We start from the raw sequence: 23,639 nt of genomic DNA, 5'->3' as shown, positions 1-23,639 counted from the left end.
CGTGCTGATACCCAACCATCGGCAAAACCCTGATACATTCAGACAGGTTGGGCCCCACTCATGTAGAATTGCTGGAGAAGGTTCGCTCACAAGAGGTTTGCCGGTGATGTCTGTTGCCGCAGGCATCAGGGAATCGGTCGGGAATAATAGCATTCCCAATCTGTAGTGCACGGGTTCGTGAATCCGGCTTGTTTTGAATACACAAAGATAATGACTTGCCCGCAGGAGGATACATCCGCCTGCATATGAGCCTGCGCATACCCTGCGGGTTTTACAAAGGTAATTCAAACCAGAACTCGCTGCCTTTATCCGGTACGCTGTTCACTCCGATGCTTCCGTGGTGCTTCTCGATAATTTCCTTACAGATGTACAAACCGATACCAAAACCTTTGGTCAGCTTCATTCTCTCGCTTTCCACCCGGTAAAAACGGCCGAATACATGCGGCTGATCAGGCGGCGCTATGCCCATCCCCTGATCACTGACACAAACTTTTACTGTAGGACCGTTACTGGTGCAGGAGACATTAATGTCGCTGCCCTGCGGCGAGTATTTGACGGCGTTATTGATAAAGTTGAGGAGCACCTGCTCAATTTTATCACGGTCGGCCTTCACCGGTGTATGCTCCACAGGATGGAAAATGACCCGGTGAGACGTAACGGTAGCCAGAGACTCTTCTTCTGCCTGCTTGACGAGTTCCGCCATATCAAAACAGGTACAGTTAAGCTGAATTTTCCCTTCACCTATGCGTGCCACATCCAGAAAACCGCTGATCAGCGAACGCATCCGGTCGATCTGGCGCTGAGCCTTGACAAGAATGTCTCTTCCCGGTAAGTCCTCATCCTTCTTGGCTTTTAAGCTAAGCATCTGCACATACCCGTTCAGGGAGGTGAGCGGTGAACGGAGTTCATGGCTGACAATGCCGATAAAGTCCAGCCTGCGCTGCTCGTCCAGCTTCCGGTCTGTGATATCCTGGATGGTGCCTGAAAAATGAGCTGCTGACGAACTGGTGGCTGCATAAAGACGGCCGGTAGCCCGGACCCATCTTTCTTTCCCGTCATGGTAACCGATGATCGGGTATTCCAGTTCATAACTCTCGTTGTGCGTAATCGCCGCTTCAACAGCCTCGGATACCCGTGCGCGGTGATCAGCGGCAACCTGGTCGAGTGCCGCTTCATACGGCATTTCTTCATTAGGATGATAACCGAACAGTTCCTTTAAGCGGGGGGAGGGGATGAACTGCCTGGTTTCCGCATTGATGGACCAGGTGCCCAGTTCTGCAGAGGCAATAGCCAGGCGAAGCTGTTCCTCAGCCTGTTCCACCGCTTTATGGGCCAGCACCTGCACCGTCACCTCGCTGGCGACTTCCAGTACGCCGGTGATCCGGTCGCCTTCAAACAAGGGAGTATAGCTGACGTTGAAGTAGCACTCTTCTGATTTGCCGTTCCGGTTGAGGTTGACCGGGATATCGTGCCCGGTAAAAGGTTCACCGGTATGATAAACACGGTACAAAGCATCCAGAACCGGCTGTCCGGCAATCTCAGGCAATCCCTCCAGCAACGTTCTGCCGACAATGCTTTTATCTTTTCCCAGCACCTTCAGCATATTGTCATTGACCACATCAAACACCATAGCCTCGCCCCTGAAAACCAGGATAGCGACCGGCGCCTGCTCAACCAGTTTGCGGAAGCGGCTCTCACTTTCGGTCAGTTGATTGAGCATCTTACGCCGTTGCGTAACATCCATGAACGTGGCTACCCCGCCGTTCAGGTTACCATCTGCATCATAGAGCGGTGCGGCATTAATTGAAATGTAGAATCTTTCAGCATCGGGCGGTTGTACCCCGATTTCCATATCATATACGGGTTTCTGAGCAGCCATCATGACAGCCATGGGATGTTCTTCATCCGGAAGTAACGTTCCGTCCAGCCGCAGGTTCTGCCACCGGGCATCGCCGTAGGTACGCTGGGTGATCTCGTCGGTGTGTAAACCCAGAATGCGTTGCGCCATTGGGTTGACAAAAACAATATCTCCTGCATTGTTGATAATGCCCATGCCTTCGGCCATCGTATTGATGATGCTCTGCAGGCGGGATTCGCTTTCGGTCAGCTTATTCGCCAGCGCCCGACCCGCTGCCAGCGCCTGCTCCAGTCCATGCCGTGCTTTCACCTGTTCCGTGACTTCTACGGCCATATCCACAATGCCGGTGATCTGTCCCCCTTCAATAAGCGGCGTATAAGAGAAGTTGAAATAGCTGGTTTCCACCTGTCCGTTGCGTTTGAGCTGAACAGGAGTCTCGTAGCCGTAAGCCGGCTTTCCTGTTTTATAAATATCGTACAGCAGTTCGCAGGCCGGCTGGCCTGCGAGTTCCGGAATGGCAGTCAATAAAGGGTGACCAATAATCGTAGCCGGCTGGTCGAGCAGTTGCAGCATCGGGGCATTGGCGGCATCAATATACAGTTCCGGACCTCTGAAGATGATGATAGCCGCCGGAGACTGATCGATTACTGAACGGTACTTAAACTCGCTTTCGTCTGCCTGAGCCCGTAACTGCCGGGCAGCCTGCTGTACTTCATTGAGTTCAGAATGGCTTTGGTGTAAGCCTTCCTGTGTTTGGTGGAGTTGTGTTGTGGCCTCCTGAACTGCCCTGCGGTTGGTCACCCGCTCGCTTACATCGGTTGCGGTATGCAGGAGACAGTAGGTCTCGCCGGAAGCATTCCGGAAAGCACGGTATTCAAAATCAAAGTAGGAAGTCGTCAGTATGCCCTCTATCTCCAATGTCGCCGGGGTATCCGTTGCCGTGTACGTTTCTCCCGTGCGCCATACCATTTGCAGCAGCCGGGTGAATGGCTGGCCCACGATCTCCGGCAGGGCCTGTTCAAAAGTTTTACCGACTACGCTGCGGTCTTTGCCCCAGATGCGCAGCATGGCATCGCTCACAAAGCTGATATGCAGGTCTTCGCTGCTGTAAATTGCGGTGGCATCCTTGGAACGGGTCAGGACGTCTAAGAGTTCATTGCTGCCCAGATACGGGGCTGGAGGTTGGCTCATCAGGTTAAATTAACTATCAAATCTACGTTTTCCAATCCGCTAATCAGCAATCCAGTTGCTGAATAACAGTGCATGACTCACTCAGTACTAAATCAACGCAATGAACTATTTAGGCTATAACTCATGCGCAGCTGCCGGCAACGCAGGTGCAGAGGGTGAGAAAGCTGTAAATTACAGGCGCATAAGCGAGTACTTAACCCTTTTCAAACCCAACAAAAACGGCATAAATAGAGTAACTTTGTCTTTACTGATCTGTATACCCATGTCTGAAACGAGCCGCTCCGCTGATGAAACCCAACGCCTTGCCGCACTGCAATCCTATCATATCCTGGATACGGCCACCGAACGTGATTTTGATGAACTGGCAGAACTCGCCTCCGCTATCTGCCAGACACCCATCGTGATCCTGGGCTTTCTGGACGGTGAGCGGCACTGGTTCAAAGCCAAAAAAGGTATTGAACTTACCGAATCGCCGCAGCGTATTTCCTTTTGCAGGCACGCTATCTCAGAAGGCAGCGAAATCATGGTGGTGGAGAATGCCGGAACTGATCCGCGTTTTGCAGACAACCCGGCAGCCAGGGCACTGAACCTGCAGTTTTACGCCGGCGTTCCGCTGACCAATGCTGAGGGGTTCGCCTTAGGTACGCTTTGCGTTTTTGATCATACGGCCCGGCAGCTTAGCGCATCTCAGGAAACCGCTTTAAAGATGCTGGCCAGACAGGCGATGGATAAGCTGGAACTCCGCAAAAAAATTATGGAACTGGAAGCAGCGCATACGCAGATTGCAGCACTTAATGAACAACTGCTGGATCAGCGGGAAGAGCTGCAATCCTATAATGAAGAAGCGGCTGTTATCAACGAGGAACTGCAATCGACCAATGAGGAACTGCACAGCAGCAATGAAGAGCTGCGGGTCATACAACAGGAGCTGGAAACCAGCCGGCAACGCCTGCAGCTCATTACGGATCACATCACCCAACTGGCATGGATGGCGGAGCCTTCCGGTGAGATCTACTGGTATAACAAGCGCTGGTATGCCTACACGGGCACTACGCCCGAGCAGATGAGTGGCTGGGGCTGGCAAACCGTACATCATCCGGATTATGTGGACTGGGTTACGGAAAAATACAAACAGTGTATGCAGGATGGTCAATCCTGGGAGGACACTTTTCCCTTATTAAGCGCAGCAGGAGAATACCGCTGGTTCCTGTCGCGGGCGGTTCCCTTTAAAGATGAACGGGGAAACATCCTGCACTGGTTCGGCACCAATACCGACGTGACTGTGCAACGCGAGGAAGACCAGCGCAAGAATGACTTTATCAGTATGGTCAGCCATGAACTCAAGACACCGCTTACCTCCCTCAAAGGCTTTCTGCAGATTTTGGAAGGGAAAGCTCGCCGGCAGGCAGATACCCGCGCAACCAATATGATTGACCGGGGCCTGCGCCAGGTGCAGCGGATGACAACGCTGATCAACGGCTTTCTCAATGTGTCGCGGCTGGAGTCCGGCCAGATGCATATTGACCATACCACCTTCGATATGGCGGGGCTGATCCGGGAGGTGGAGGAAGAAATGCAGAGTACCATAATGACCCATCACTTCGCCTTTGATCCGGTGGTTAATGTTGAAATTTCAGCGGACCGCGATAAGATCAGCCAGGTTTTACAGAATTTCATTACGAACGCCGTTAAGTATTCTCCGGATCAAAGCACGATTTATGTTGGTTGCCGTGTTCTTCAGAACCTGGTTGAAGTACAAATCAGGGATGAAGGCGTAGGCATTGCTCCGCAGGATCAGCAATATGTGTTTGACCGCTTTTACCGGGTAAAGAACAGCTATACGCATGCTGTTTCGGGTTTTGGTCTGTACCTGTGTGCAGAGATCATCAGAAGGCACGGGGGGCAAATTGGCGTAAACAGCAAGCCTGGTGAAGGCAGTATTTTCTGGTTTAGTCTGCCTGTGACGGCAGGTTAGTTAAAGAATTAAGTTTACTGCCATGCGGAATAAAGATTTTCGGTTGAACCAACCACCCTTTCCAAACGGATGAGGCATCGATGCGGTCATCAAACCCATAACCTTATATTTTTTATCAAATGCGGCGTATGTGGCAACGCTATTCAGCGTCATTGGATTTGTACAAAGCCCTGCTTTCAATAATTGTTTATTTATTCAGAAAGATTCGCGTCGGTATCCGGTGGTCAGCGCAGCAACCGGGCCGTGCTTTATCAATTTACGTGCAGTAAATGGGATGAAGGTAATTTTGCTTTGAACATCAGAAAACAACGATTCCCATTCCAGCGCTTCCAGGCGTTGAGTTATGAAAAATTTAATACCTCTTCCGAAAACTTTGGGTAATCTCTTTGGGCATCCCCTTCGGGCCGGGCTCTTCATTATATCTTTTTCAAAGGATTAAACTCAGCCGTAGAGTCGCCTCTACGGCTGGTCTTCAAAACCGTGCATGAAAGTTTCCCTTCACACGGCTCCTCGTCCGTTAATCATTTATATGAAGCAAGCTGTCATTCCTCGTTTTGGTGATATGACAATGGGCGTGCAATAATTGCACATTAGCCCATACATCATTTCCACCCAAATGCAAAGGAATAATATGGTCGGTATCCATATCATCGCCTAACGTAAACTGTAATTTGCATATTGAACATCGACCTTTCTGTTTCCTCAAAAGCATGGCTTTTCTGTTTGATAACGTAGGGTATCTGCCAAGCCTGGCTCCCCAATAAGACCAGTCACCGTCGTATGGTGAGCGGTTCTCTTTAACTTTGATGTGCCTGATGATTGGAGTTTCACTGTAGAGCCTAAGCGGCTTACCTTTACGAGCAGCAAATGTCCAACGACCGGTTTCCAGTCGCCAGTATTTGCGGTTTACCCAAGTTTGGGTCTTGTTCGGGTGTCTTCGGTTCGCCCATCGCCTCAAAGACTGAAACAACTTGTGTGACATATTACTAAACACCTTCTTCGATACAACTGTCGAATGAAACTTACTCCATCCTCTTATGACAGGATTAAGTTGTTCTATCAGGCGTTCTTGTTCGATCGTACGATTACGACGTACAATGTTTTGTATGGCTTTATGTTGTTTCTTTTGAGACTTTTTCGATGGCCTAATGAAGGTTTTGAAGCCGAGAGGCTTTCCATAGTTGCTTTTCCCTGTATGCGTTTTGCCAACATTGTATTGGCCAATGTGCATACCTAAGAAGTCGAACCCCCGGTTGCCATGTTCATCCTGTAGTAAGGTGTGTGCAATTCTCGTCTTTTCCTTCTTTAGGTTTAAATCAATATCTGTAAGCCATAATTCTATAGTTGCCTTACAATGATTTATAACCGCAAGATCTTTATGAAAGATTAAGAAGTCATCAGCATATCTAATAAGTATTGGGCCGCCACGAACAGGGAATTTCTCTTTAACGATTTGCTCCATGCCGTGTAATGCAATGTTAGCCAACAATGGAGAAATCACACCGCCTTGCGGCGTGCCTTGTTCAGTCTGATTAAATACATTATCCTCTAACACCCCGGCTTTTAACCAAGCCCTGATCAATCTTCTTAGGCTGGGAATGGTATTTAACTTTGTTAACAGTTTTTCATGACTGATTTTATCAAAGCATTTCTCGATATCGGCATCTAATACATACTTTGGCTTGCTTTTGATCGATAAAAAGATCGCTTCTATAGCATCGTGGACTGAGCGACCAAGCCTAAACCCGTAACTATTTGGTTCAAACCTGGCTTCCCATTCGGGTTCAAGGGCTAATTTAACCAATGCTTGTGCAGCACGGTCTTTCATAACGGGGATGCCCAAAGGCCGCTTTTCATCACTGTTTGGTTTCGGAATCCATATCCGGCGAGTTGGTTTAACGTTTGCTTCCAATAAGTCTTGGTTGCTAAGCTTCATTCGCTGCACCGGCGTTAGTTTTCTTATACCATCAATACCCGCTGTTTTCTTGCCTTGATTGTCCTGCGTTACTTTCCTAACCGCCAATAGCTTGGCAGCTTTAGATTTCAATAACAGTTTTTGTAGTTTGCGCATAGATATTATATCTCCGCGCATGCTTGCCTGATAAATCCGTTTTTGCAGCTTGAAAACATTACGCTGGACTTTCGTCCAGTTAATTGTTTTCCATTCATACATCGGTCGTATTGCCGTGTTCATCGTCATAAACTGCTACTTACTAAATCTATCATTAACGTCGTGGGTACGTCTGCCTATCCTTTGGCTTTCCCAAAAGCATTTGCTTTTTACCCAATCTTTTCTTGCTAAGGCATGAGGATGGCTTCCCTCTGCGATTGCAGAGCCTTAACAAGATTACCTTGTTCCAATTATCTGTATGGTCATTAATTGACAAAGGGTTAGCGTCCTATTCTTCACCGGGTTACAATCGTTTGAACGATTGATGGACGACATAACCATCAATCCTGTAACCATTCCCATTTTGGGCAAGCCTTACAACCGTGGTTGAATAATCTGAGTAGGCTTGTTGATCGTGACGGTGATTCAAACATAGGTTCGTCGCCTACGCATACCTCTACACTTGCAAAGGATTGAATGTCAGATTCCATTCTTACTTGCTTTCTTCCCTGCTGCACTCATGGAGATGCCACCTGCATAAATGAGGAAAGTGTTTTCATCTGTTCAAATAGATGGAATGGTGTTTCCATTCACCAGATAATCAGTTATTACAAAGAACATTTGTAAAGTCCGCTTACTTAACTCACGGACAACAAGTCACACATGCCGCTTGTATCCCTGATGCTTTCCTGTCCGTAAAAACAAGTGCTTTGTGTACGCCGTTACCGGCAGCACCTGTTTTTCCTCCCGCAGCATACGCCTGTCTGCCGCCTTCCCCCGCACCAGACCCCAAAGTAAGCGGAACGCTTCCGCTCGCCGAACCCTTCTTTCGCGCCCCTGCGTCCGCCAGGCCCATGTTTCCGGCTGGCGCGCAGCTATGAGGCATTTTGCTGTTGGTATGAGTTGATTTTCACCTTCAAACCGGGCAAAAGCGCAGCTAATATCTTGCCGGCAACCATGTTGGGTGGCAAGGAGACTACGGCATAATGGCTGCGTTCGTACCTCACGCCGCCACCCTCCGGGACTTATTCCGTTTCCTCCCTGCTGCACAGCCGGCACTTCCTATTGCTTTCTTTTTTCCGGTTTTTCTTTTGAAAAAATCACCACAAAAAAGACACGACCCGAAAAAGAAAAGCAAACAAAAATTTATTCACTAAAAACTCAAGTTTATGTTATTCACAGGAAGATTAACCGCACAAGCTGAAGTTGCCACGACCAAAGGCGACAAAAAAGTAACCAACTTCACCGTAGCATTAAATCAACGCTACAAGACCAAAGCAGGAGAAAAACGCGAAAAGACGGCCTTTGTGGATTGTGCCTACTGGATTAATCCGGGACTGGCCGATTACCTGACCAAAGGTGCCGTTGTAGAAGTTTCAGGATGGATGGAAGCCGAAGCATGGACAGACCGCGAAGGTAACGTTCATCCGAGACTGGTCTGCAATGTAGACACCATCAAGTTGTTTTCCACCACCGCTAAAGCGGAAACAGCCGAAACAGCAGAAACAACCAAAGCCGCAAACACCGCAGCAGACGATGACGACCTGCCATTCTAAGTAATTCTATTTCATTCTCAATTTAAATCACCGGGAGTGTGAACATGCTCCCCTCATTTCGAAAACATCATGGGACACAACCTCGCTATCAACCCCAATACCAATGAATACAGCTTTTTCAGCCGGAAAGAAAAAGCATGGCACGGCTTAGGCCAGATTGTTGAAGATTACCCGACCAGCGCAGAAGCCCTGCGTTTCGCAGGTCTCGACTACACTGTAGAAAAGCGTCCGCTGTTTACCCGCGGTTTGGAAAACGAACTGGCCGAACTTGATACCGTATTTGCTACGCCGCATATCGCCGTACCCCGTTACTATGCCACCGTCCGCAATGACAACCATGCCGTCTTAGGCGTGGTGGGCAAGGACTATGAAGTCGTGCAGAACGTGGACGCCTTTACCTTTTTTGACAGCATTGTCGGCGGCGAGGGTATTCAGTACGAGACCGCAGGCGCATTAGGGCAGGGCGAGCGCATCTTTATTACGGCCAAGCTGCCTGGCTACATCCGGGTAGGCCGGGAGGACTGCATCGAAAAGTACCTGTTCCTGACCACCTCGCATGACGGCTACGGGAGCATTACCGCGGCCTTTACGCCCGTGCGCGTGGTCTGCAATAACACTTTGAATGCAGCCATGCGTGACCACACCAACGCCGTGAAGATAAGGCATACTAACGGTGCCAAGGAGCGTTTGGCTGAAGCACATAAACTGATGGGCATCGCGCACCGCCTGAGCGATGAACTGAGCGGTATTTTTAACCAGTGGGCGAAAGTGCACATCTCGGATCAGGAAGTCAAACACCTGATTGAAGTGGCGATGGTGCCGAACCGGGAAACGCTTGACCACTTGCTCAAGGGCCACACGGATGAACTGTCCGCCGTCTATACCAACATGGTGGACAAAGTGTACGAGTATGCCCTAAGCGCACCTTCGCAGCAGCAGGAAACCACCAAAGGTACCCTGTTTGGCGCGTACAACGCCGTTACCGGGTACTTTCAGAACGTTCGGAACTATAAAGACGGTGAGGCAAAACTCAAGTCCATCATGGATGGCACTGCCCTGCAGCGCGCGCAAACCGCCTTTAACCTCTGCACCGACTTTGCCAAAGAATTATCCATGAACCATATTATCATCAACTAATCACCCCAGGGAAGGGGGAGTTATCCCCCTTGCTAAAAATTCATGACCATGACACGTTCCAATCTGCATATTATCCTGAGCAACGGCGAAACACTGAAGTGCGTAGCCGATAGCAGCAGTGCACCTGAACAGGGCTATTTCGTCGAAGAGGTCATCCTGCCCTTGCTTGCCCTGCACCACCCCGAAGCAGAACTTGCCCTCATCCGGCAGCACTGCACGATGGATGAGCAGCGCAGTAACGCCGCTTACCGCTATGAACTTGACCTGCAAAGCCGCCAAATCCGCTTCTACGAGGAAAACTATAATGAGGGTAAAGATACCTTCAAGAAAGGTCTTGACCTCACCGGACGATACCTGTCTTACCTGAAAAAAACAGAAACGGACACGGATAAGTTCACCAAACGGCAATTCAAATACCTGTCCAACAAGGAACTGGTGGGCAGGGTGAACGGCCTGCCGGAGGGTAAAGGGGACGACGAAGCGCACGAACTGCACCGCCGAAGCCTGCTTGCCAACGGTGCATTCATATACCGCAGGAAGGGCAATTCCCTAATCATTATCAAAGACGAATAACCCAACAACATCAACTGCTATGCAAACCAACTTTTTCAAACAAATAGCCGGGCTGGAAACGCCCGGCACCTTTAAACTCGCTGTTACGCTGACGGAGAACGGAAAAATTACCGTTTCTGAGATGTTTACCGCCGCCTGCGGCGACAAAGCCGTGAGCCGCATTGTACCGCTTACGCTGAGCGGTACAGCCGAAGAACTGGACGAGCAGTTCTTTACTCAAATCACCGCCCCGGCACAGCAGGTGGCAGGCCTGATTTCCAACATGGAAGGGCACCTGAAAAGCGTAGCTGAAGCTAAAGCCGCCTCTAAGATGGAGCAGGACAGAAAAGCCGCCGCCAAGAGTGCAACGGCTAAAAAGGACAGCGACCACGAAATGCCCGATGCCAAAGCGGAGAAGAAACGGGCTTACGAGGAAGCGCTGAAAAGTATTGCTGAACTGAAAGCCGCCTGCAAGTACGAAGAAGGCTTAGCCCTGTTACCCGGCGAGCGCGAGTACCCGGACAAGGCTGCGGAACTCGGCAAGCTGCGGGCCGAACTGGAACTCGGCAGAGAACAGCTCAAACAAATCAGATTATTCTAGACCCTCAAAACTACCCACATCATGTTAGACGTTAGGAAACTGCCCCGCGTATTTATTCATACCGAAAACGGCCAGAAAATCCGGCTGGACGACCCCAGCGAGGAGTTAAGCCCCGAAGCCGTGTGCAACCATTTTTCCAGCCTGTATGCCATTCTCACCACCGCCAAAATCGTTGGGCCCGAAATCCGCGACGATGTCCAGGAGTTCGAGTTCGTCAGCACTATCGGCACCAAAGGATAAGTTATGCACAGACGAGAAAACAAATACCGGGTAAACCCAAGAACCAAACTGCAATGGAAACTGCATCAGCAAATCGCAACTGTAATCAACGATATGGACAGGCTGCCGGATGCGCAGGAAGTCCGGGACCATCAGCCGCGCTCCGCACCCCTGCACCTGCTGCCGATGGTTTTTTAAATCACTGCTTTGTACCGAAATATGAGCAGGCTGCGGGATTGCCGAAAAGGGCAGCAGTGGAGGGCGACTTTTTCAGGTCGCTCGCCCACCTGCGTAAGCACTATGGCGTGCCTGTCACCAATCACCGCCAGCAACCCTACCCGTACAACATCCTGCTCGCGATGCAGGAAATAGCAAATGCTATCCGGCAGTCCGGCAGGGAGCGGCAGCTATTCATCATCGCTCAGGATAACGGCCCGTTATGCTTAACGGTGCGGGAGCATTTTCAGCGGGACTATTTTGCGTATTATATTCCCGTTGTACCCATTTACCAGATATGGCAGCAGCCGGAACAGCAGGCAAGCGCCGAACTATTGACCGCCGTCTGTGCCTATCTGCACACGGGGGCAGGTATCAGCTACTACCGCGACAGCAGTTCCTACATGCACTACAATTACGAAATATTGCAGGAATGGGCAGAAGAAGGGGAGGCATGTGAATCCGGCAGCTATACCGCACAAATGGAAGATTATGGGCTGGCTGTTACCGCAGGTGATTTTATGCAGGAGAAAATGCAGGAGGCACGGCAGCGCTTGCCGGAACTCATCGCCGCATTCCAGCCGCAAACGTCATTTGACGTCTCGGTTATGAAAGTCGCTCAAGCCACACTCCGGCTGGAGCAGCAGTTTCCCGAAGGCAACCTGTTTGCCCATGCCAGTGAACCGGAAGACGATGAGGACTATGGGTATAACAACGAGATCTATATGCATGAGTACATCGGCTTTGTTGCCAGTACGACCGACGCCCTCGGGCAGATGCTGGTGGAAATGGTGGAAAATGACTTCAACGAACGTTCCGCCGAACAGGAACCGCAACTCATTACCCACTTTACGCAGCGGCAGGCGCCTTACCGTGACGAACTGGCCTATGAACGCGCCGTGTTCTCGCTGATCGACGATTTATGTACCCTTTTATAACCTCATCCCAATGGAAAATATAACCGCTGGCTTCGGCACCCTGTATCACCCCGTAAAGGCTCTGCTGATTTACAAGAAAGCAGGCCATGAAACCGACTATTATGTGGAAGGCTACGACATGGACAGCGCAGGCAGGCCGATCAACGGGCATCCGCTGTCTGTCCGGGAAAGCAGTGCACTGGCCAAAGCCCTTACGGTAAACGAACGAAAGGCGCAGGGATTTCTGACCCCTGAAGGCCTGATGCCCGCGCAGGTACTGCATATCCACAGCAGCCCGGACGGTTGTGTCCTCTGGCACACGCCGCCGCAGGTCCGCAGACTGCTGTTTGCCGAAGCACTCGGCATAACTTCCGGCACCGCGCATGTTCCGGCCATGCTTTGGCGGGCGGACAGGCGCAGATTGCAGGTCTTTGCGGTAAAGGATGAAACGATAACGCTCGAAACCGCGCTGTACCGCGCGCCTTTTTTCAACGTGTATGCGGATGGTGCCGTTTGTATGGGCAACGTGCGCGTCCAGATTCCCGGTGACTGCGGACTGGAACGCTTCCTGCAGCTTTGGGAGGAGTACTTCTTTAACAGCTTTTTCAGCCACACCATTGGCGGCGACAGCCTCATCAAAGGCAACATCGTGCAGCTATGGCAGCAACTCACCGCTACACAGAAACCTTTCCCTGAAGTTCAATTACTGCCTGCCCATTTCACCCTTCAACACCTGATTTTATGAAAACGCTCCCTGTTGTACACTACACCGATGCTTACCTGCTCGCACCCACCAACCCCATCACGGTTAACCTGATTGGTGCCGGAGGAACAGGTAGTCAGCTGTTGACCTGCCTGGCCCGGATGCACCAGGCCATGCTGGCCCTGAACTTTCCCGGTCTGCATGTTACTGTTTTTGATGACGATGAGGTCAGCCCTGCCAACCTCGGCAGGCAGCTTTTCTCGGAAGCGGAAATCGGCATGAACAAGGGCGTTGCCCTCATCGCCCGGCTGAACCGCTTCTTTGGAACCGCCTGGAAAGCCATTCCGCAGCGGTTTAGCCGGGATACGCTCAGCGGGATGAAGGACGAAGGTGCCGCCAACTTGTATGTTTCCTGCGTGGATACGGCGCAGTCCCGGTTTGACATCGCCGCCATCCTGCAAGGGTATGCCGGGTTTCGCACCTACCAGCGCAGCCGCCCCCTGTACTGGATGGATTTGGGGAACAGTAAATCCACTGGTCAGGTGCTGCTCTCCACCGTTGGTGAGTTGAAGCAGCCGGACTCCCAACGGTATCAGACGCAGGGTCGTTTACCCTTTGTTACCGAGATGTTCCGGGGTCTACTGGAGCAGGCGGATGCCGCAGACAGTACGCCCAGTTGTTCACTGGCGGAGGCGCTCACCAAACAGGATTTGTTTATCAATTCTACGCTGGCGAATATGGGGGCATCCCTGTTGTGGTCGTTGTTCCGCGAGGGCATCCTGTTCCACCGGGGTTTCTTTCTGAATCTGCACGACTTCCGTACCCAGCCGGTTAACATCGGCTGAACGGGAGCACCTTGACCGGTGGGCAGGATAACCGATGGTACCCGCATGGGAAACACCGGCCCGTGCCGGCGCGCCCTCCAGCCACTTGCGTCCGCTGTCCGCAACCGGCTTCCGGGCTAGGACGCTGCATCACTGGCCCCTGTAATTGCAGGGCAAGCGATGCAAGTATGATTCTGTATACAGGCATTTTCATATAACGAAATTTTTTCTGTTCGGGGGAGTACTCTTGTTCAGCTGAAACATCCAGCGCAGGAGAAGTCAAGATCAAAAGTTGATTCTTTGGAGGGATCCTGTAAAATTCGGGGTACCTGTCGTATTCCGGATCAGGTGGCATTTCCTCCGGCGCCTGCTTGGCGCGTTTACAAGCCGATGTATTGAATTGCACTGCCTCTCGTGCTATCCGGTTAGTTGGTGGAAAGCAAAAAATAAACAAATTTGTTTATTTTTGAGTATGGACAAGGCGGTACAAAAATTTCAGGGTATTCACCCGGGTGCGGTTTTAGCGCGGGAATTGAAAAAGCGGCATCTCCGGCAGCTTGCTTTCGCCACAGGTACCGGTATACCGGCCCAGACCTTGAATGCTTTCATTAAAGGAAAACGAAAGTTACCCATAGCACAGGCATTGAAGGTAGATCAGGCTTTGGGTATGGAAGCGGGTACCATGGCCGTTCTGCAGGTGCTGTATGACACCCGGCAGGCAGTACTTCAGCAAAGCCGGCACATTCATCCGGATTTGTCCAAATACCGTAAGATTCTGTTCTGGGATACGGATTTTAATCAGATTGACTGGCAGGGGAAGGCCAGTGCCGTAATCCGGCGGGTACTGGAGCGGGGAAACGAGGAAGAGTATGCAGAAACCGTTCGTTTTTATGGTGAAGCTCAAGTGAATGCTTTAGCCAGTGCCGGGAATCAAAGTTCAGATAACCGTTGGCGCAACGCGCGGGTAAACGCCAGCAACAAGTCAATGTTATTACCGGAACACCAGGTTACTCTTACGGCAGGAGACCTGGCTGATTCTCATGAATGCTGAAGTGCTGAGCCGTCGACATGGACCTGGTTACGCATAACAGCCTTTACGGTACCAGCGACTATCCAGTGATCGAAACCGGGTTGCAACAGGCATTTCCCTATCTTTCCGGTGACTTCGGTGCCAATCCGGTGAATGGCAAATCCAGTTTCATCGGTAAACCGGATTGCAATCATGCAGTATTCGGGTTGTGTTCGTTACCCTAGGATGGGTTAAACAGGCCTTGCTTAAAGACGCTGCTCAAGCAAAGCACCAATTAGTATATGAACAAAGTCTTACCGGAAAAAATAGCTGACATGTCCCACTGCAAAGAACTTTGTGCCCGGCGTAAAAGCTACGCCATCCACAGCGGCTTCATTTCTGAGCCGGGTAACGGTTTCAAACTGCGTTTCTTTCCATCTGACATTGAACAGGTTGTTGATGGTTAACCCCACTTCATATTTGCGTTTGGTATAGTTCAGTACCAGATCATTCACCAAATAACCCTGAGCTTTCAAACTGTAATCTTCATTGGCGGCGCGGTCGCTCAACCAACGGTAACGCAGGCTGCCGTTAATACCGCTTGGAGACTGAAAAGTAATGCCGCCTGTACTACTCCAAACCGGGGCGAGCGGGATATAGTTGGCACCTTTGGGATCATCTATGGCTCTGCCATGCGCATAATTTAAGTCGGCATCCAGGTAAATGGATTTGACGGGCTGGTAACGTCCGGAAAGGTCAAAACCGATGCGGCGCGTACGGCCGCTGAAAGCCACCGTACCTCCATCGCCGGCATACACATATTCCTGCTGCAGGTAGCTGTACCATAGGGCTGCATTAACAATCAGGTTTTTCACCGGCTTGAATACGGTTCCTAAATCGGCGTTGTAGGCAGCCGGAAGGGTAGGCAGTCCTTTCACCGCTACGACTACACGGGCATCATTCGAATTAAAGCCCTTGCCCAAAAACAGGTAGAACTGCGTTTTATCGGTAGCCTGATAATAGAAGTTGATTTTCGGGCTGATGATGTTGTTATTCGCTGTATAAACACCGGCTCCGCTCAGGGTACTGTCGCCGGCAAATTTATTATCGTACCTATAGTAGAACTGGTCGAAGCGCAAGCCCGCGTTTAGGGTGAATTTGGGGCTAAACTGAAATGTTTCATTCAGGTAGGCGCCTGTATTTAACTCCCTAATGTCACCCAGTTTGATCAGGTTAATGAGCGTATAGCGGTTGACGGTGTGCGACAACTCCGAACCGGTAGTGGCATCCAACCGGGCATTCAATCCGAATTCAGAAGTAATCCTGGTATTTCCCCAGTAACTCTCATGGGTATAGCTGCCGTTGTAGCCGTACAGGTTACGGGCTTCCCGCTGCCGTATCTCGTCGCCGTTAACGGTATCCACGAGATAAAAGGTAAAATTGGTATGCAAATCAAATTTATACCTGGAATAGTAAAGCTGATTTTTAATCAGGTCGTGGTTGCCCAGCGTGGTCAGCAATTGTGCGTTCACGTTGGTGCGGGAGGTAACGCCGCCCTCATTGGGGTCAATAGCGCCGTAAAAGCCTACTTTTCCTTCTTGAACCGCGCTTTCCGGTATTTGCCCGGAAGCATACCAAGTGCTGTACAGGGTAGAGGCTGACAGGCTCAGCGTATTGTTATCTGATAGCCTGCCGTAATATTTGGTAAAGAAATTAAACCGCTTAAAATGCTGCGGATTATCAAAATAACTGTTGCTGTACCGGTATTCGGAAGCGGCATACCAGGACTGCCCGTTAGCTTTAGCTTTCTCACCCAATAGATCCACCATGCCCAGCACCCGGTAAGTATCGAACTGACCGGCTTCCACCTTAACCATATTGCCGGCTATGGCATCCGCCGTATGAAAATCAACCGAGCCGGTAACGGCAAGGTCACCCTGGGCAGCGTCATAGGAACCTTTTTGATACGTGGTACTTTGGATCGTTTCAGGGAGGATAAAGTGGCTGTCGGCATAACCCTGACCGTGTGCCTGCGAAACCATATTGATCGGCATGCCGTCAACATCCAGTCGGATGTCGGTACCGTGGTCATTGTCAAAGCCGCGCAGGAAGATCTGCTCTGCCTTACCGCCACCCTGGTGCTGGCCGATAAAGAGGCCGGGCACCATCCGCAATACTTCCTGCGAGTTGGATACGCCCCGCAGTTTAATATCGGTTTCACTGATCGCTTTATACGGGTTGCGCTGGCCTGCTGTGATCGTTACATCGGCCAGGTTCGTATTCCGTTCAGCGAGGTACACAGTCTGGCCATTTTTGAAAGCACTAACCGGTACAGCTACTTTAGCGTGACCTACGGCAGAAAACACGAGTGTTTGACCCGCTGTACGCTTTAAAATGAATTTTCCGTTGTCAGTCGTTATCGTGCTGGTGTTAACCGGTAACAGGCTTACCGTAATCCCGGCTAAGGGCAGGTGACTGGAACTGTCGGCAACAATACCGATGAGCTGCTGGCCAAAAGACCGGCCATAAACAAGTATGATGGTGAAAATAAGGAGTAGCTTTTTTAGCATTTAGTTTCAATCAGGATGCAAAAATAGTAATTACTGAATTTTTAGCAGATACCGGTAACGCTCAACGGTCAGTTTGTATCGATTTGCCCCGCCCTGGCGGAGGTGAAGAAAATCGGATTTCCCGGGTACACACAGGCTGGTGATTGTCTGGCGCGGTGCTGAGGGCCTGCGGGCCGAAATCATAATCCACGGGCTGATGCATTAAAACAGAAATGCTGTCATTTTTGATATTGTTTCTGGAACCGGCTTCATAAATCTTTTATTGTTGATATCAGGTAGGCTTTATCCCTGAACTGATGACCTGACGACAATGTCATAAACATTGTCAGGCTGCTCCACAGCGTAGGCAACAGCACGGGCAATAACCGCTGCCGGAATGGAAATTTCATCAGCTTTTTGCTGATTTGCATTTCTTAAGGATTCATTTTTGATATTGTTCACGAATGCCGATTTTACATAACCTGGTGAGATACCTGTTACCCGCCAGCGGCCTTCCGATTCCTGCCGCAAGGCCTCACTCCTGGTACGCACTGCGTTCTTGGTACCCGCATAAACGCCCATAGCAGGTACTATTGCAATCCCCGCTGTAGAAGTAATATTGATGATGTACCCTGAGCCTTGCTTTTTAAATTCAGGTAAGGCAGCGGCAATGCCATAAAGTGTACCTTTCAGGTTCACATCGATCATCTGTTCCCATCCCTCCAGATCCAGTTCTTCCATGCGGTACAACTGGGCAATACCGGCGTTGTTGATCATTACCTCCGGTTTGCTGAATTTCTCCATTGCTAATTTAACCCGCTTTTTCAAATCGTTGGACTGTGTCACGTCCGTTTCAAGACTAAAGGCCGCACCGCCATTTCGCCTAATGGTGCTCACTATCATTTGTAAGCGGTCGGTCCTGCGGGCATGCAATACAACCCTGGCCCCTGATTGGCCAGCAATCCTGCTGTTGCCTTGCCAATGCCGCTGCTGCACCGGTAATGACCACGGCTTTGCCTTTGATACCGTTTCCCATAATTCGTTGATTGGGAAGCAAAGTTCAGCAACAGCCAGAAGATCAGTGTAGCTGATTTTACCAAATGTGTAGCTGATTTGGTAACAGGGCAGGAGGATAGGGAGGAGCTCAACGATGTGGTGTACCCTCATTGAACTAACTGCAGATGGCGAATTTACCATGGAAAAACGAATAGAATGGCAGTCGCAATCCACGCCAAAGTAACAGTAACGAAAAAGGTTTCAGCGATTTTATTCTGCCATAACAGATCCGGCTAAACGTTAAGCCGATTTGGCTAAATGGATGTAACGTGAAGGATTGATCTTTGTGAAACTAAAGAAAAACATATGCGTGTATTTGTAACAGGAGCCACGGGCTTTATTGGTACTGCCATCGTGCAGGAATTATTAAGTGCAGGTCATCAGGTTCTGGGCTTGGCCCGGTCAGACGCTTCTGCCCAAAAGCTGGCAGCAGCAGGTGCCGAAGTTCTTCGCGGAGATCTGGAAGATCTCGAGAGTCTGAAGAAAGGTGCTGCAGCAAGTGAGGGTGTGATCCATGCAGGCTTTATTCACGACTTCACCCGATTAAAAGAGGTTTGCGCGGCAGATGAAAAAGCCATCGAAACTATAGGCCAGGTGCTGGCAGGCTCAAACCGGCCCTTGATTGTTACTTCCGGTACTGCGCTGGTAAGCCCGGGAAAACTGGCTACAGAAGATGTTATCCCCGCTGTCAATCCAGCTTGGCCCCGGGCATCAGAACGTGCGGCTGATGCAGTAGCTGCACATGGTGTAAGAGCGGCCACTATCCGCTTATCGCCATCTGTGCATGGCAATGAGGACAAGCACGGCTTTGTTCCCATTCTGATAAATATCGCCCGTGAAAAAGGCTTCTCCGCTTACATTGGTGAAGGAGAGAACCGGTGGAACGCCGTACACCGGTTAGATGCTGCCCATTTGTTCCGTCTGGCACTGGAAAATGCTGAACCCCATGCCCGTTACCATGGTTCTGCCGAGGAAGGTATTCCAGTTAGGTTTATTGCCGAAGCGATTGGCAAGCAACTTAACCTTCCTGTAAAATCTATTGCCCCCGAGACTGCCCCCGAACATTTTGGCTGGTTTGCACATATGGCTGCAGTTGATTGTCCCGCATCAAGCCAATGGACACAGGAGCACTTAAACTGGCGCCCTACGCACGCTGCATTACTTGCAGATATTGAAAACGGTATTTATACCGGATAAGAAAGTGCTACCACATTAGGATACTAATAATGGTATCAACTTTAAAATGCAATCTGAATTTATGAAAATTATTGTAACCGGTTCCTTAGGCAACATCAGTAAGCCGCTGACTGAAGTTTTAGTTGGCCAGGGACATGAGGTGACGGTTGTCAGCAGCGACCCTAATAAGCGGGAAGCTATTGAAAGTCTTGGTGCTGCATCAGCTATAGGCTCTATAGCTGATGTTCAATTTCTGACTGACACCTTCACCGGCGCTGATGCCGTTTATGCCATGATTCCCCTGAGTTTTTCTGAACCCGACCTGGGCGATTATCTGCGGAGGATAGCTCAAAACTACTTACAAGCTTTGCAGCAGGCCGGCCCCAGGCGTGTGGTCGTGATGAGCGGCTGGGCGGCCGATCTGACCCGCAGTGAGAATATAGAGCATATTTTTGATGATTTAAAAACCTCACTCACCATTATGCGGCCAGCAGCGTTTTATACTAATTTTTACCAGTCCATAGATTTAATTAAAGGCAAGGGTTTTATCGGCAAATTCTTAACGTTGCGGTACGTAGGGCTTAGAGCTTTACTGACCGGTAAGACCGGATTATTGATGGGCAACTATGGCGGCGAGGACCGGATTGTTTTTGTATCGCCTAAAGACATCGCGGATGCTGTTGCTGAAGAGATTTTATTACTACCTCAAGGAAAAAACATCCGCTATGTAGGCAGCGAGGAGATGACCTGCAACGAGGCGGCAAAAATCATAGGCTCAGCGGTAGGTAAGCCCTGGCTAAAATGGGTACTGCTATCTGACAAGGATATGCTGCAAGGCTTAAAGATGGCCAAAGTGCCTGATAAACTGGCAGAAACCCTGGTAGAAATGCAGGCAGCGATGCACAGCGGCAAAGCATTAGAGAATTTTCACCGGGCCCGGCCTAAAATGGGGAAAATAAAACTGGCTGATTTTGCCAGAGAGTTTGCCCTGGTTTATCATCAGAAATAACGAGCTTTAACATTATTATGCTTAATCAGCAGATTTACCACTTCCGAACGATAGCCGAATATCACCGGGCCGCAGGCCTGCCCAACCCTGCACACCCGCTAATCTGTGTAGTGCACATGGATGACCTGACCCGGCCTCTTGCCGAGGGTACATTCAGTTTGATCTATGACTTTTATTCGATCTCGATGAAAAGGGTGAATAATGTTAAATTCAAATACGGCAGGCAGGTCAGCGATTTTGATGAAGGCGTACTGTTTTTTATGTCTCCCGGCCAGGTATTCGGGATGGAGATTGAAAAGGGCAGCGTCATACACCGACCTGAAGGCTGGATGATTTTGATCCATCCTGATTTTATATGGAACACGGCTCTGGCTAAGAATATTAAGCAATATGAGTTTTTTGACTACTCGGTGTACGAGGCACTTTACCTGTCGGACAAAGAAGAAGCGATGCTTACCGCTATTATAGGGCAGATTGAGCAGGAGTATAGTAGCCATATCGATCGTTTCAGCCAAAGTGTAATTGTTGCACAGCTGGAACTATTACTGACGTATTCAGAAAGGTTCTACCAGCGCCAGTTCATCACCCGGAGGGTTGCCAGCAATGAATTGCTGACACGGATGGAAGATTTTTTATCCGGTTATTTCAGCAGCGGTGCGCTGGGGAAAAAGGGCCTGCCAAGCGTTGCGCTCATTGCTGATACATTAAATATTTCACCAGGTTACCTGAGCAGCCTGCTGAAATCTTTAACCGGCCAAAGCACCCAGCAGCATTTGCACGACAAATTGATTGAATTAGCGAAAGAAAAGCTTTCAACTACCAACCTTTCGGTCAGCGAAATTGCTTATGAACTGGGGTTTGAGCACCTGCAGTCCTTCAGTAAATTATTCAAGACCAAAACCAGCCTTTCTCCTATAGAGTTCCGGCATTCTTTTAATTAAATTAGCAGTTTGCGCCCCAAAACCTTGGCAGCAGCAGTTGATAGCTGCCAAGGTCCTTAAAAGGAGTTTGCCCGCAGGCAGCTTCTTCATTTGAATACCTGCTTGCCTAAACTGTTCGCTCTCCTGTATTGATCCGCGCTTAAAGACGTTTTATCCTCATTTTTCATTTCAGTTACAAGATTCCTGACTTTGGTTACATTCTGGTTACCCAGGTTGCTGAACTTTGTGGTATGAAAAACGAAATAACAAACAAACGCTTGGCGCTGGTGACCGGGGCTAACCAGGGTGTAGGCCTGCAGGTGGTGAAAGAATTAGTGGCAGCCGGGCATACCGTCCTGCTGGGTTCACGTGATCTGGCCAAAGGCGAAGCTGCCGCCCGTGAAGTGGGCGAAGGTGCCATGGCTTTACAGATGGACGTAACCGATCAGGCCTCCATTGCAGCCGCGGCTGCTTTTGTACAACAAACATTCGGCTACCTGGATCTGCTGGTGAACAATGCCGCCATCTCCAATGTCAATAAAGGAAACCTCTCGCTGCAGGAATATGGCAAACTCACCCGGGCCAGTAATATCCCGCTGAAGGAAGTCCGCGGCATTTGGGAGACCAATGTGTTCGGCGTACTGGCTGTTTACCAGGCCATGCTGCCGCTGCTGCGTAAATCAGCCGAACCACGGATTGTGAATGTGTCCAGCGGGGTAGGTTCGCTGACCGCGAATGCCGATCCTGCTTATCCGTACCGCGCGATGTACAGCCCGGGCTATGCCGCCTCCAAGACGGCGCTGAACGCCATTACCCTGGCGATGATGATTGAACTGGAAAACACCCATATAAAAGTTAACTTAGTATCTCCGGGATTTACGAGTACAGCACTGAACGGCTTTGAAGGCACGGAATCCATTGAGGACGGCTCCCGCGAAGTGGTACGGGTGGCACTGTTTGGTCCGGAAGAACCGTCGGGTACTTTCACCCGCTGGGAAAATGTAAACATACCATGGTAGCACAACCCCACCGGTTCAATTCTCTATCAGAAGTGCATGCGGCGTTCGGACTACCCAAGCCGCTGCACCCGCTAATCAGCATTGTGGATGGCATTCATAACCGTATCGAAGTAAAGTTCACTGCGGAATCTCATATCACCAGCTTTTACAAGATCACTTATACGGCCAAGGTCAGCGGCAAAGTAAAATACGGGCAAAGCTATTATGACTTTGATGAGGGCGGCCTGCTGTTTGCCGCGCCTAACCAGCTCATGGGCGGCAGCGAACATAATGGTCCTTATTCCGGCTACAGCCTGTTTATCCATCCCGACTTTCTAATGGGCTATCCACTGGCTAAAAAGATCAAACAGTATGGGTTCTTTTCTTATGCGACTAATGAAGCGCTGCACTTATCAGAGACAGAGCAAAGCACGATCATCATCACGCTGAAAAGTATAGAAACCGAGTTAAGCCTTCCTATAGATGAATTAAGCCAAGATGTATTGATTTCTCAAATTGAGCTGTTACTTAACTATAGCAACCGCTATTATAAGCGGCAGTTCATCACCCGTAAAGCGGTTCATACGGATTTACTGCAAAAACTGGAAACCTTATTGGAGGATTACATCAGCAGTGAACAGGGAATACCGACGGTTCACTGCCTGGCGGAACAACTGGCGGTATCGCCAAGCTACCTGAGTGACCTGCTACGGGTGCTCACCGGCCAGAATGCCCAGCAGCATATTCATGAGAAGCTGATCGAAAAGGCCAAAGAACAGCTCACCACCACCAGTTTGTCGGTTGCGGAGATTGCCTACCAGTTGGGATTTGAACATCCGCAATCGCTGAGCCGTCTCTTTAAAATCAAGACCTGTATGAGCCCTTTGGAGTTCCGGGCTTTGTTCCATTAATCGATAGTAACTTGTGCGGAAACAACCAGTAGCAATAGCGTTATCGCTTTCACCGCAGTCTTTGTATGGAGATTAGTGCTGTTTCTACTGGTCCTGAACATACAGGTAAAGACTTTGCAAGGGCATTGACCAATAATCACAGACAGCAGCTG

Annotated in this window: 22 protein-coding genes; 17 read left to right on the top strand and 5 right to left on the bottom strand. The window is 50.0% G+C overall.

What is annotated here, in order from left to right; translation table 11 throughout:
• Positions 1-271: 271 nt before the first annotated feature.
• Positions 272-3,049: a PAS domain-containing sensor histidine kinase gene (locus tag HH214_RS09170; protein WP_169607093.1), complete on the bottom strand. Its 2,778-nt coding sequence runs from the start codon at positions 3,047-3,049 to the stop codon at positions 272-274.
• Positions 3,050-3,311: 262 nt separating this feature from the next.
• Between HH214_RS09170 and HH214_RS09165 the strand changes: the two genes are divergently transcribed.
• Positions 3,312-5,024, top strand: coding sequence for an ATP-binding protein (locus HH214_RS09165; RefSeq protein WP_169607091.1), 1,713 nt, complete (start codon positions 3,312-3,314; stop codon positions 5,022-5,024).
• A 517-nt stretch (positions 5,025-5,541) separates the two neighbouring features.
• Here HH214_RS09165 and ltrA read toward each other — a convergent pair.
• Together ltrA and HH214_RS09155 are read right to left on the bottom strand one after the other, a co-directional pair.
• Positions 5,542-7,224 carry a group II intron reverse transcriptase/maturase gene (gene ltrA, locus HH214_RS09160; RefSeq protein ID WP_211166339.1) on the bottom strand — a complete coding sequence of 561 codons (1,683 nt, stop codon included), beginning with the start codon at positions 7,222-7,224 and terminating at the stop codon, positions 5,542-5,544.
• Between the two features lie 553 nt (positions 7,225-7,777).
• The gene (locus HH214_RS09155; protein ID WP_169607089.1) at positions 7,778-8,020 is read right to left on the bottom strand and encodes a hypothetical protein; all 243 of its coding nucleotides are present in this window, start codon (positions 8,018-8,020) and stop codon (positions 7,778-7,780) included.
• 100 nt (positions 8,021-8,120) lie between these two features.
• Between HH214_RS09155 and HH214_RS09150 the strand changes: the two genes are divergently transcribed.
• The 11 genes from HH214_RS09150 (at position 8,121) to HH214_RS09100 (ending at position 15,113) form a co-directional block, all read left to right on the top strand.
• Positions 8,121-8,291 carry a hypothetical protein gene (locus tag HH214_RS09150; protein WP_169607087.1) on the top strand — a complete coding sequence of 57 codons (171 nt, stop codon included), beginning with the start codon at positions 8,121-8,123 and terminating at the stop codon, positions 8,289-8,291.
• 12 nt (positions 8,292-8,303) lie between these two features.
• A complete protein-coding gene (locus tag HH214_RS09145; RefSeq protein WP_169607085.1) occupies positions 8,304-8,690 on the top strand; it encodes a single-stranded DNA-binding protein in 387 nt (128 codons plus the stop codon).
• A gap of 69 nt (positions 8,691-8,759) precedes the next feature.
• Positions 8,760-9,827: a DUF932 domain-containing protein gene (locus HH214_RS09140; RefSeq protein ID WP_169607083.1), complete on the top strand. Its 1,068-nt coding sequence runs from the start codon at positions 8,760-8,762 to the stop codon at positions 9,825-9,827.
• A gap of 48 nt (positions 9,828-9,875) precedes the next feature.
• Positions 9,876-10,400: a hypothetical protein gene (locus HH214_RS21940; protein WP_211166338.1), complete on the top strand. Its 525-nt coding sequence runs from the start codon at positions 9,876-9,878 to the stop codon at positions 10,398-10,400.
• Positions 10,401-10,419: 19 nt separating this feature from the next.
• Complete coding sequence (locus tag HH214_RS09130; protein WP_169607081.1) at positions 10,420-10,980, top strand: PRTRC system protein E; 561 nt, start codon at positions 10,420-10,422, stop codon at positions 10,978-10,980.
• Between the two features lie 21 nt (positions 10,981-11,001).
• Positions 11,002-11,220, top strand: a complete 219-nt coding sequence (locus tag HH214_RS09125; RefSeq protein ID WP_169607079.1) for a PRTRC system protein C — start codon at positions 11,002-11,004, stop codon at positions 11,218-11,220.
• Positions 11,221-11,273: 53 nt separating this feature from the next.
• Positions 11,274-12,353 (top strand): hypothetical protein, encoded by a 1,080-nt coding sequence (locus HH214_RS09120; protein ID WP_169607077.1) that lies wholly within the window; start codon positions 11,274-11,276, stop codon positions 12,351-12,353.
• A 10-nt stretch (positions 12,354-12,363) separates the two neighbouring features.
• Positions 12,364-13,077: a PRTRC system protein B gene (locus HH214_RS09115; RefSeq protein ID WP_169607075.1), complete on the top strand. Its 714-nt coding sequence runs from the start codon at positions 12,364-12,366 to the stop codon at positions 13,075-13,077.
• Positions 13,074-13,880, top strand: a complete 807-nt coding sequence (locus HH214_RS09110) for a PRTRC system ThiF family protein (protein WP_169607073.1) — start codon at positions 13,074-13,076, stop codon at positions 13,878-13,880. Before HH214_RS09115 ends, HH214_RS09110 begins: the two co-directional genes overlap by 4 nt.
• A gap of 451 nt (positions 13,881-14,331) precedes the next feature.
• Positions 14,332-14,910 (top strand): helix-turn-helix transcriptional regulator, encoded by a 579-nt coding sequence (locus HH214_RS09105; protein ID WP_211166337.1) that lies wholly within the window; start codon positions 14,332-14,334, stop codon positions 14,908-14,910.
• 17 nt (positions 14,911-14,927) lie between these two features.
• The gene (locus HH214_RS09100; RefSeq protein WP_169607071.1) at positions 14,928-15,113 is read left to right on the top strand and encodes a hypothetical protein; all 186 of its coding nucleotides are present in this window, start codon (positions 14,928-14,930) and stop codon (positions 15,111-15,113) included.
• A gap of 69 nt (positions 15,114-15,182) precedes the next feature.
• Here HH214_RS09100 and HH214_RS09095 read toward each other — a convergent pair whose 3' ends face one another.
• Both HH214_RS09095 and HH214_RS09090 read right to left on the bottom strand, forming a co-directional pair.
• The gene (locus HH214_RS09095) at positions 15,183-17,438 is read right to left on the bottom strand and encodes a TonB-dependent receptor (RefSeq protein ID WP_169607069.1); all 2,256 of its coding nucleotides are present in this window, start codon (positions 17,436-17,438) and stop codon (positions 15,183-15,185) included.
• A gap of 282 nt (positions 17,439-17,720) precedes the next feature.
• On the bottom strand, positions 17,721-18,584 hold the full coding sequence (locus HH214_RS09090) for an SDR family oxidoreductase (protein ID WP_211166336.1): 864 nt from the start codon (positions 18,582-18,584) through the stop codon (positions 17,721-17,723).
• Positions 18,585-18,779: 195 nt separating this feature from the next.
• Here HH214_RS09090 and HH214_RS09085 point away from each other — a divergent pair, with 195 nt between their 5' ends.
• From HH214_RS09085 to HH214_RS09065, 5 genes are all read left to right on the top strand, one after another.
• Positions 18,780-19,670 (top strand): SDR family oxidoreductase, encoded by an 891-nt coding sequence (locus HH214_RS09085; RefSeq protein WP_169607067.1) that lies wholly within the window; start codon positions 18,780-18,782, stop codon positions 19,668-19,670.
• Between the two features lie 61 nt (positions 19,671-19,731).
• On the top strand, positions 19,732-20,658 hold the full coding sequence (locus HH214_RS09080) for an SDR family oxidoreductase (protein WP_169607065.1): 927 nt from the start codon (positions 19,732-19,734) through the stop codon (positions 20,656-20,658).
• 17 nt (positions 20,659-20,675) lie between these two features.
• On the top strand, positions 20,676-21,599 hold the full coding sequence (locus tag HH214_RS09075) for a helix-turn-helix domain-containing protein (protein WP_169607063.1): 924 nt from the start codon (positions 20,676-20,678) through the stop codon (positions 21,597-21,599).
• Positions 21,600-21,829: 230 nt separating this feature from the next.
• The gene (locus HH214_RS09070) at positions 21,830-22,597 is read left to right on the top strand and encodes an SDR family NAD(P)-dependent oxidoreductase (RefSeq protein WP_211166335.1); all 768 of its coding nucleotides are present in this window, start codon (positions 21,830-21,832) and stop codon (positions 22,595-22,597) included.
• Positions 22,591-23,487, top strand: a complete 897-nt coding sequence (locus HH214_RS09065) for an AraC family transcriptional regulator (protein WP_169607061.1) — start codon at positions 22,591-22,593, stop codon at positions 23,485-23,487. Before HH214_RS09070 ends, HH214_RS09065 begins: the two co-directional genes overlap by 7 nt.
• The last annotated feature ends 152 nt before the right edge of the window (positions 23,488-23,639 follow it).

Origin of the sequence: Mucilaginibacter robiniae, assembly GCF_012849215.1 — a bacterium.
Classification (GTDB): domain Bacteria; phylum Bacteroidota; class Bacteroidia; order Sphingobacteriales; family Sphingobacteriaceae; genus Mucilaginibacter; species Mucilaginibacter robiniae.
The sequence above is the reverse complement of the archived record's forward strand: the minus strand, read 5'-3'. Positions and strand labels throughout refer to the sequence as shown.

What these genes read in the sequence shown, in the direction of transcription:
- HH214_RS09080 (WP_169607065.1), top strand. Translation starts at nt 19,732, where the DNA reads ATGAAAATTATTGTAACCGGTTCCTTAGGCAACATCAGTAAGCCGCTG.
- HH214_RS09090 (WP_211166336.1), bottom strand. Translation starts at nt 18,584, where the DNA reads ATGAGGGTACACCACATCGTTGAGCTCCTCCCTATCCTCCTGCCCTGT.
- HH214_RS09100 (WP_169607071.1), top strand. Translation starts at nt 14,928, where the DNA reads ATGGACCTGGTTACGCATAACAGCCTTTACGGTACCAGCGACTATCCA.
- HH214_RS21940 (WP_211166338.1), top strand. Translation starts at nt 9,876, where the DNA reads ATGACACGTTCCAATCTGCATATTATCCTGAGCAACGGCGAAACACTG.
- HH214_RS09075 (WP_169607063.1), top strand. Translation starts at nt 20,676, where the DNA reads ATGCTTAATCAGCAGATTTACCACTTCCGAACGATAGCCGAATATCAC.
- HH214_RS09065 (WP_169607061.1), top strand. Translation starts at nt 22,591, where the DNA reads ATGGTAGCACAACCCCACCGGTTCAATTCTCTATCAGAAGTGCATGCG.
- HH214_RS09130 (WP_169607081.1), top strand. Translation starts at nt 10,420, where the DNA reads ATGCAAACCAACTTTTTCAAACAAATAGCCGGGCTGGAAACGCCCGGC.
- HH214_RS09110 (WP_169607073.1), top strand. Translation starts at nt 13,074, where the DNA reads ATGAAAACGCTCCCTGTTGTACACTACACCGATGCTTACCTGCTCGCA.
- HH214_RS09140 (WP_169607083.1), top strand. Translation starts at nt 8,760, where the DNA reads ATGGGACACAACCTCGCTATCAACCCCAATACCAATGAATACAGCTTT.
- HH214_RS09150 (WP_169607087.1), top strand. Translation starts at nt 8,121, where the DNA reads ATGGCTGCGTTCGTACCTCACGCCGCCACCCTCCGGGACTTATTCCGT.
- HH214_RS09125 (WP_169607079.1), top strand. Translation starts at nt 11,002, where the DNA reads ATGTTAGACGTTAGGAAACTGCCCCGCGTATTTATTCATACCGAAAAC.
- HH214_RS09105 (WP_211166337.1), top strand. Translation starts at nt 14,332, where the DNA reads ATGGACAAGGCGGTACAAAAATTTCAGGGTATTCACCCGGGTGCGGTT.
- HH214_RS09155 (WP_169607089.1), bottom strand. Translation starts at nt 8,020, where the DNA reads ATGCCTCATAGCTGCGCGCCAGCCGGAAACATGGGCCTGGCGGACGCA.
- HH214_RS09145 (WP_169607085.1), top strand. Translation starts at nt 8,304, where the DNA reads ATGTTATTCACAGGAAGATTAACCGCACAAGCTGAAGTTGCCACGACC.
- HH214_RS09120 (WP_169607077.1), top strand. Translation starts at nt 11,274, where the DNA reads ATGGAAACTGCATCAGCAAATCGCAACTGTAATCAACGATATGGACAG.
- HH214_RS09070 (WP_211166335.1), top strand. Translation starts at nt 21,830, where the DNA reads ATGAAAAACGAAATAACAAACAAACGCTTGGCGCTGGTGACCGGGGCT.
- HH214_RS09170 (WP_169607093.1), bottom strand. Translation starts at nt 3,049, where the DNA reads ATGAGCCAACCTCCAGCCCCGTATCTGGGCAGCAATGAACTCTTAGAC.
- HH214_RS09085 (WP_169607067.1), top strand. Translation starts at nt 18,780, where the DNA reads ATGCGTGTATTTGTAACAGGAGCCACGGGCTTTATTGGTACTGCCATC.
- HH214_RS09165 (WP_169607091.1), top strand. Translation starts at nt 3,312, where the DNA reads ATGTCTGAAACGAGCCGCTCCGCTGATGAAACCCAACGCCTTGCCGCA.
- HH214_RS09095 (WP_169607069.1), bottom strand. Translation starts at nt 17,438, where the DNA reads ATGCTAAAAAAGCTACTCCTTATTTTCACCATCATACTTGTTTATGGC.
- ltrA (WP_211166339.1), bottom strand. Translation starts at nt 7,224, where the DNA reads ATGACGATGAACACGGCAATACGACCGATGTATGAATGGAAAACAATT.
- HH214_RS09115 (WP_169607075.1), top strand. Translation starts at nt 12,364, where the DNA reads ATGGAAAATATAACCGCTGGCTTCGGCACCCTGTATCACCCCGTAAAG.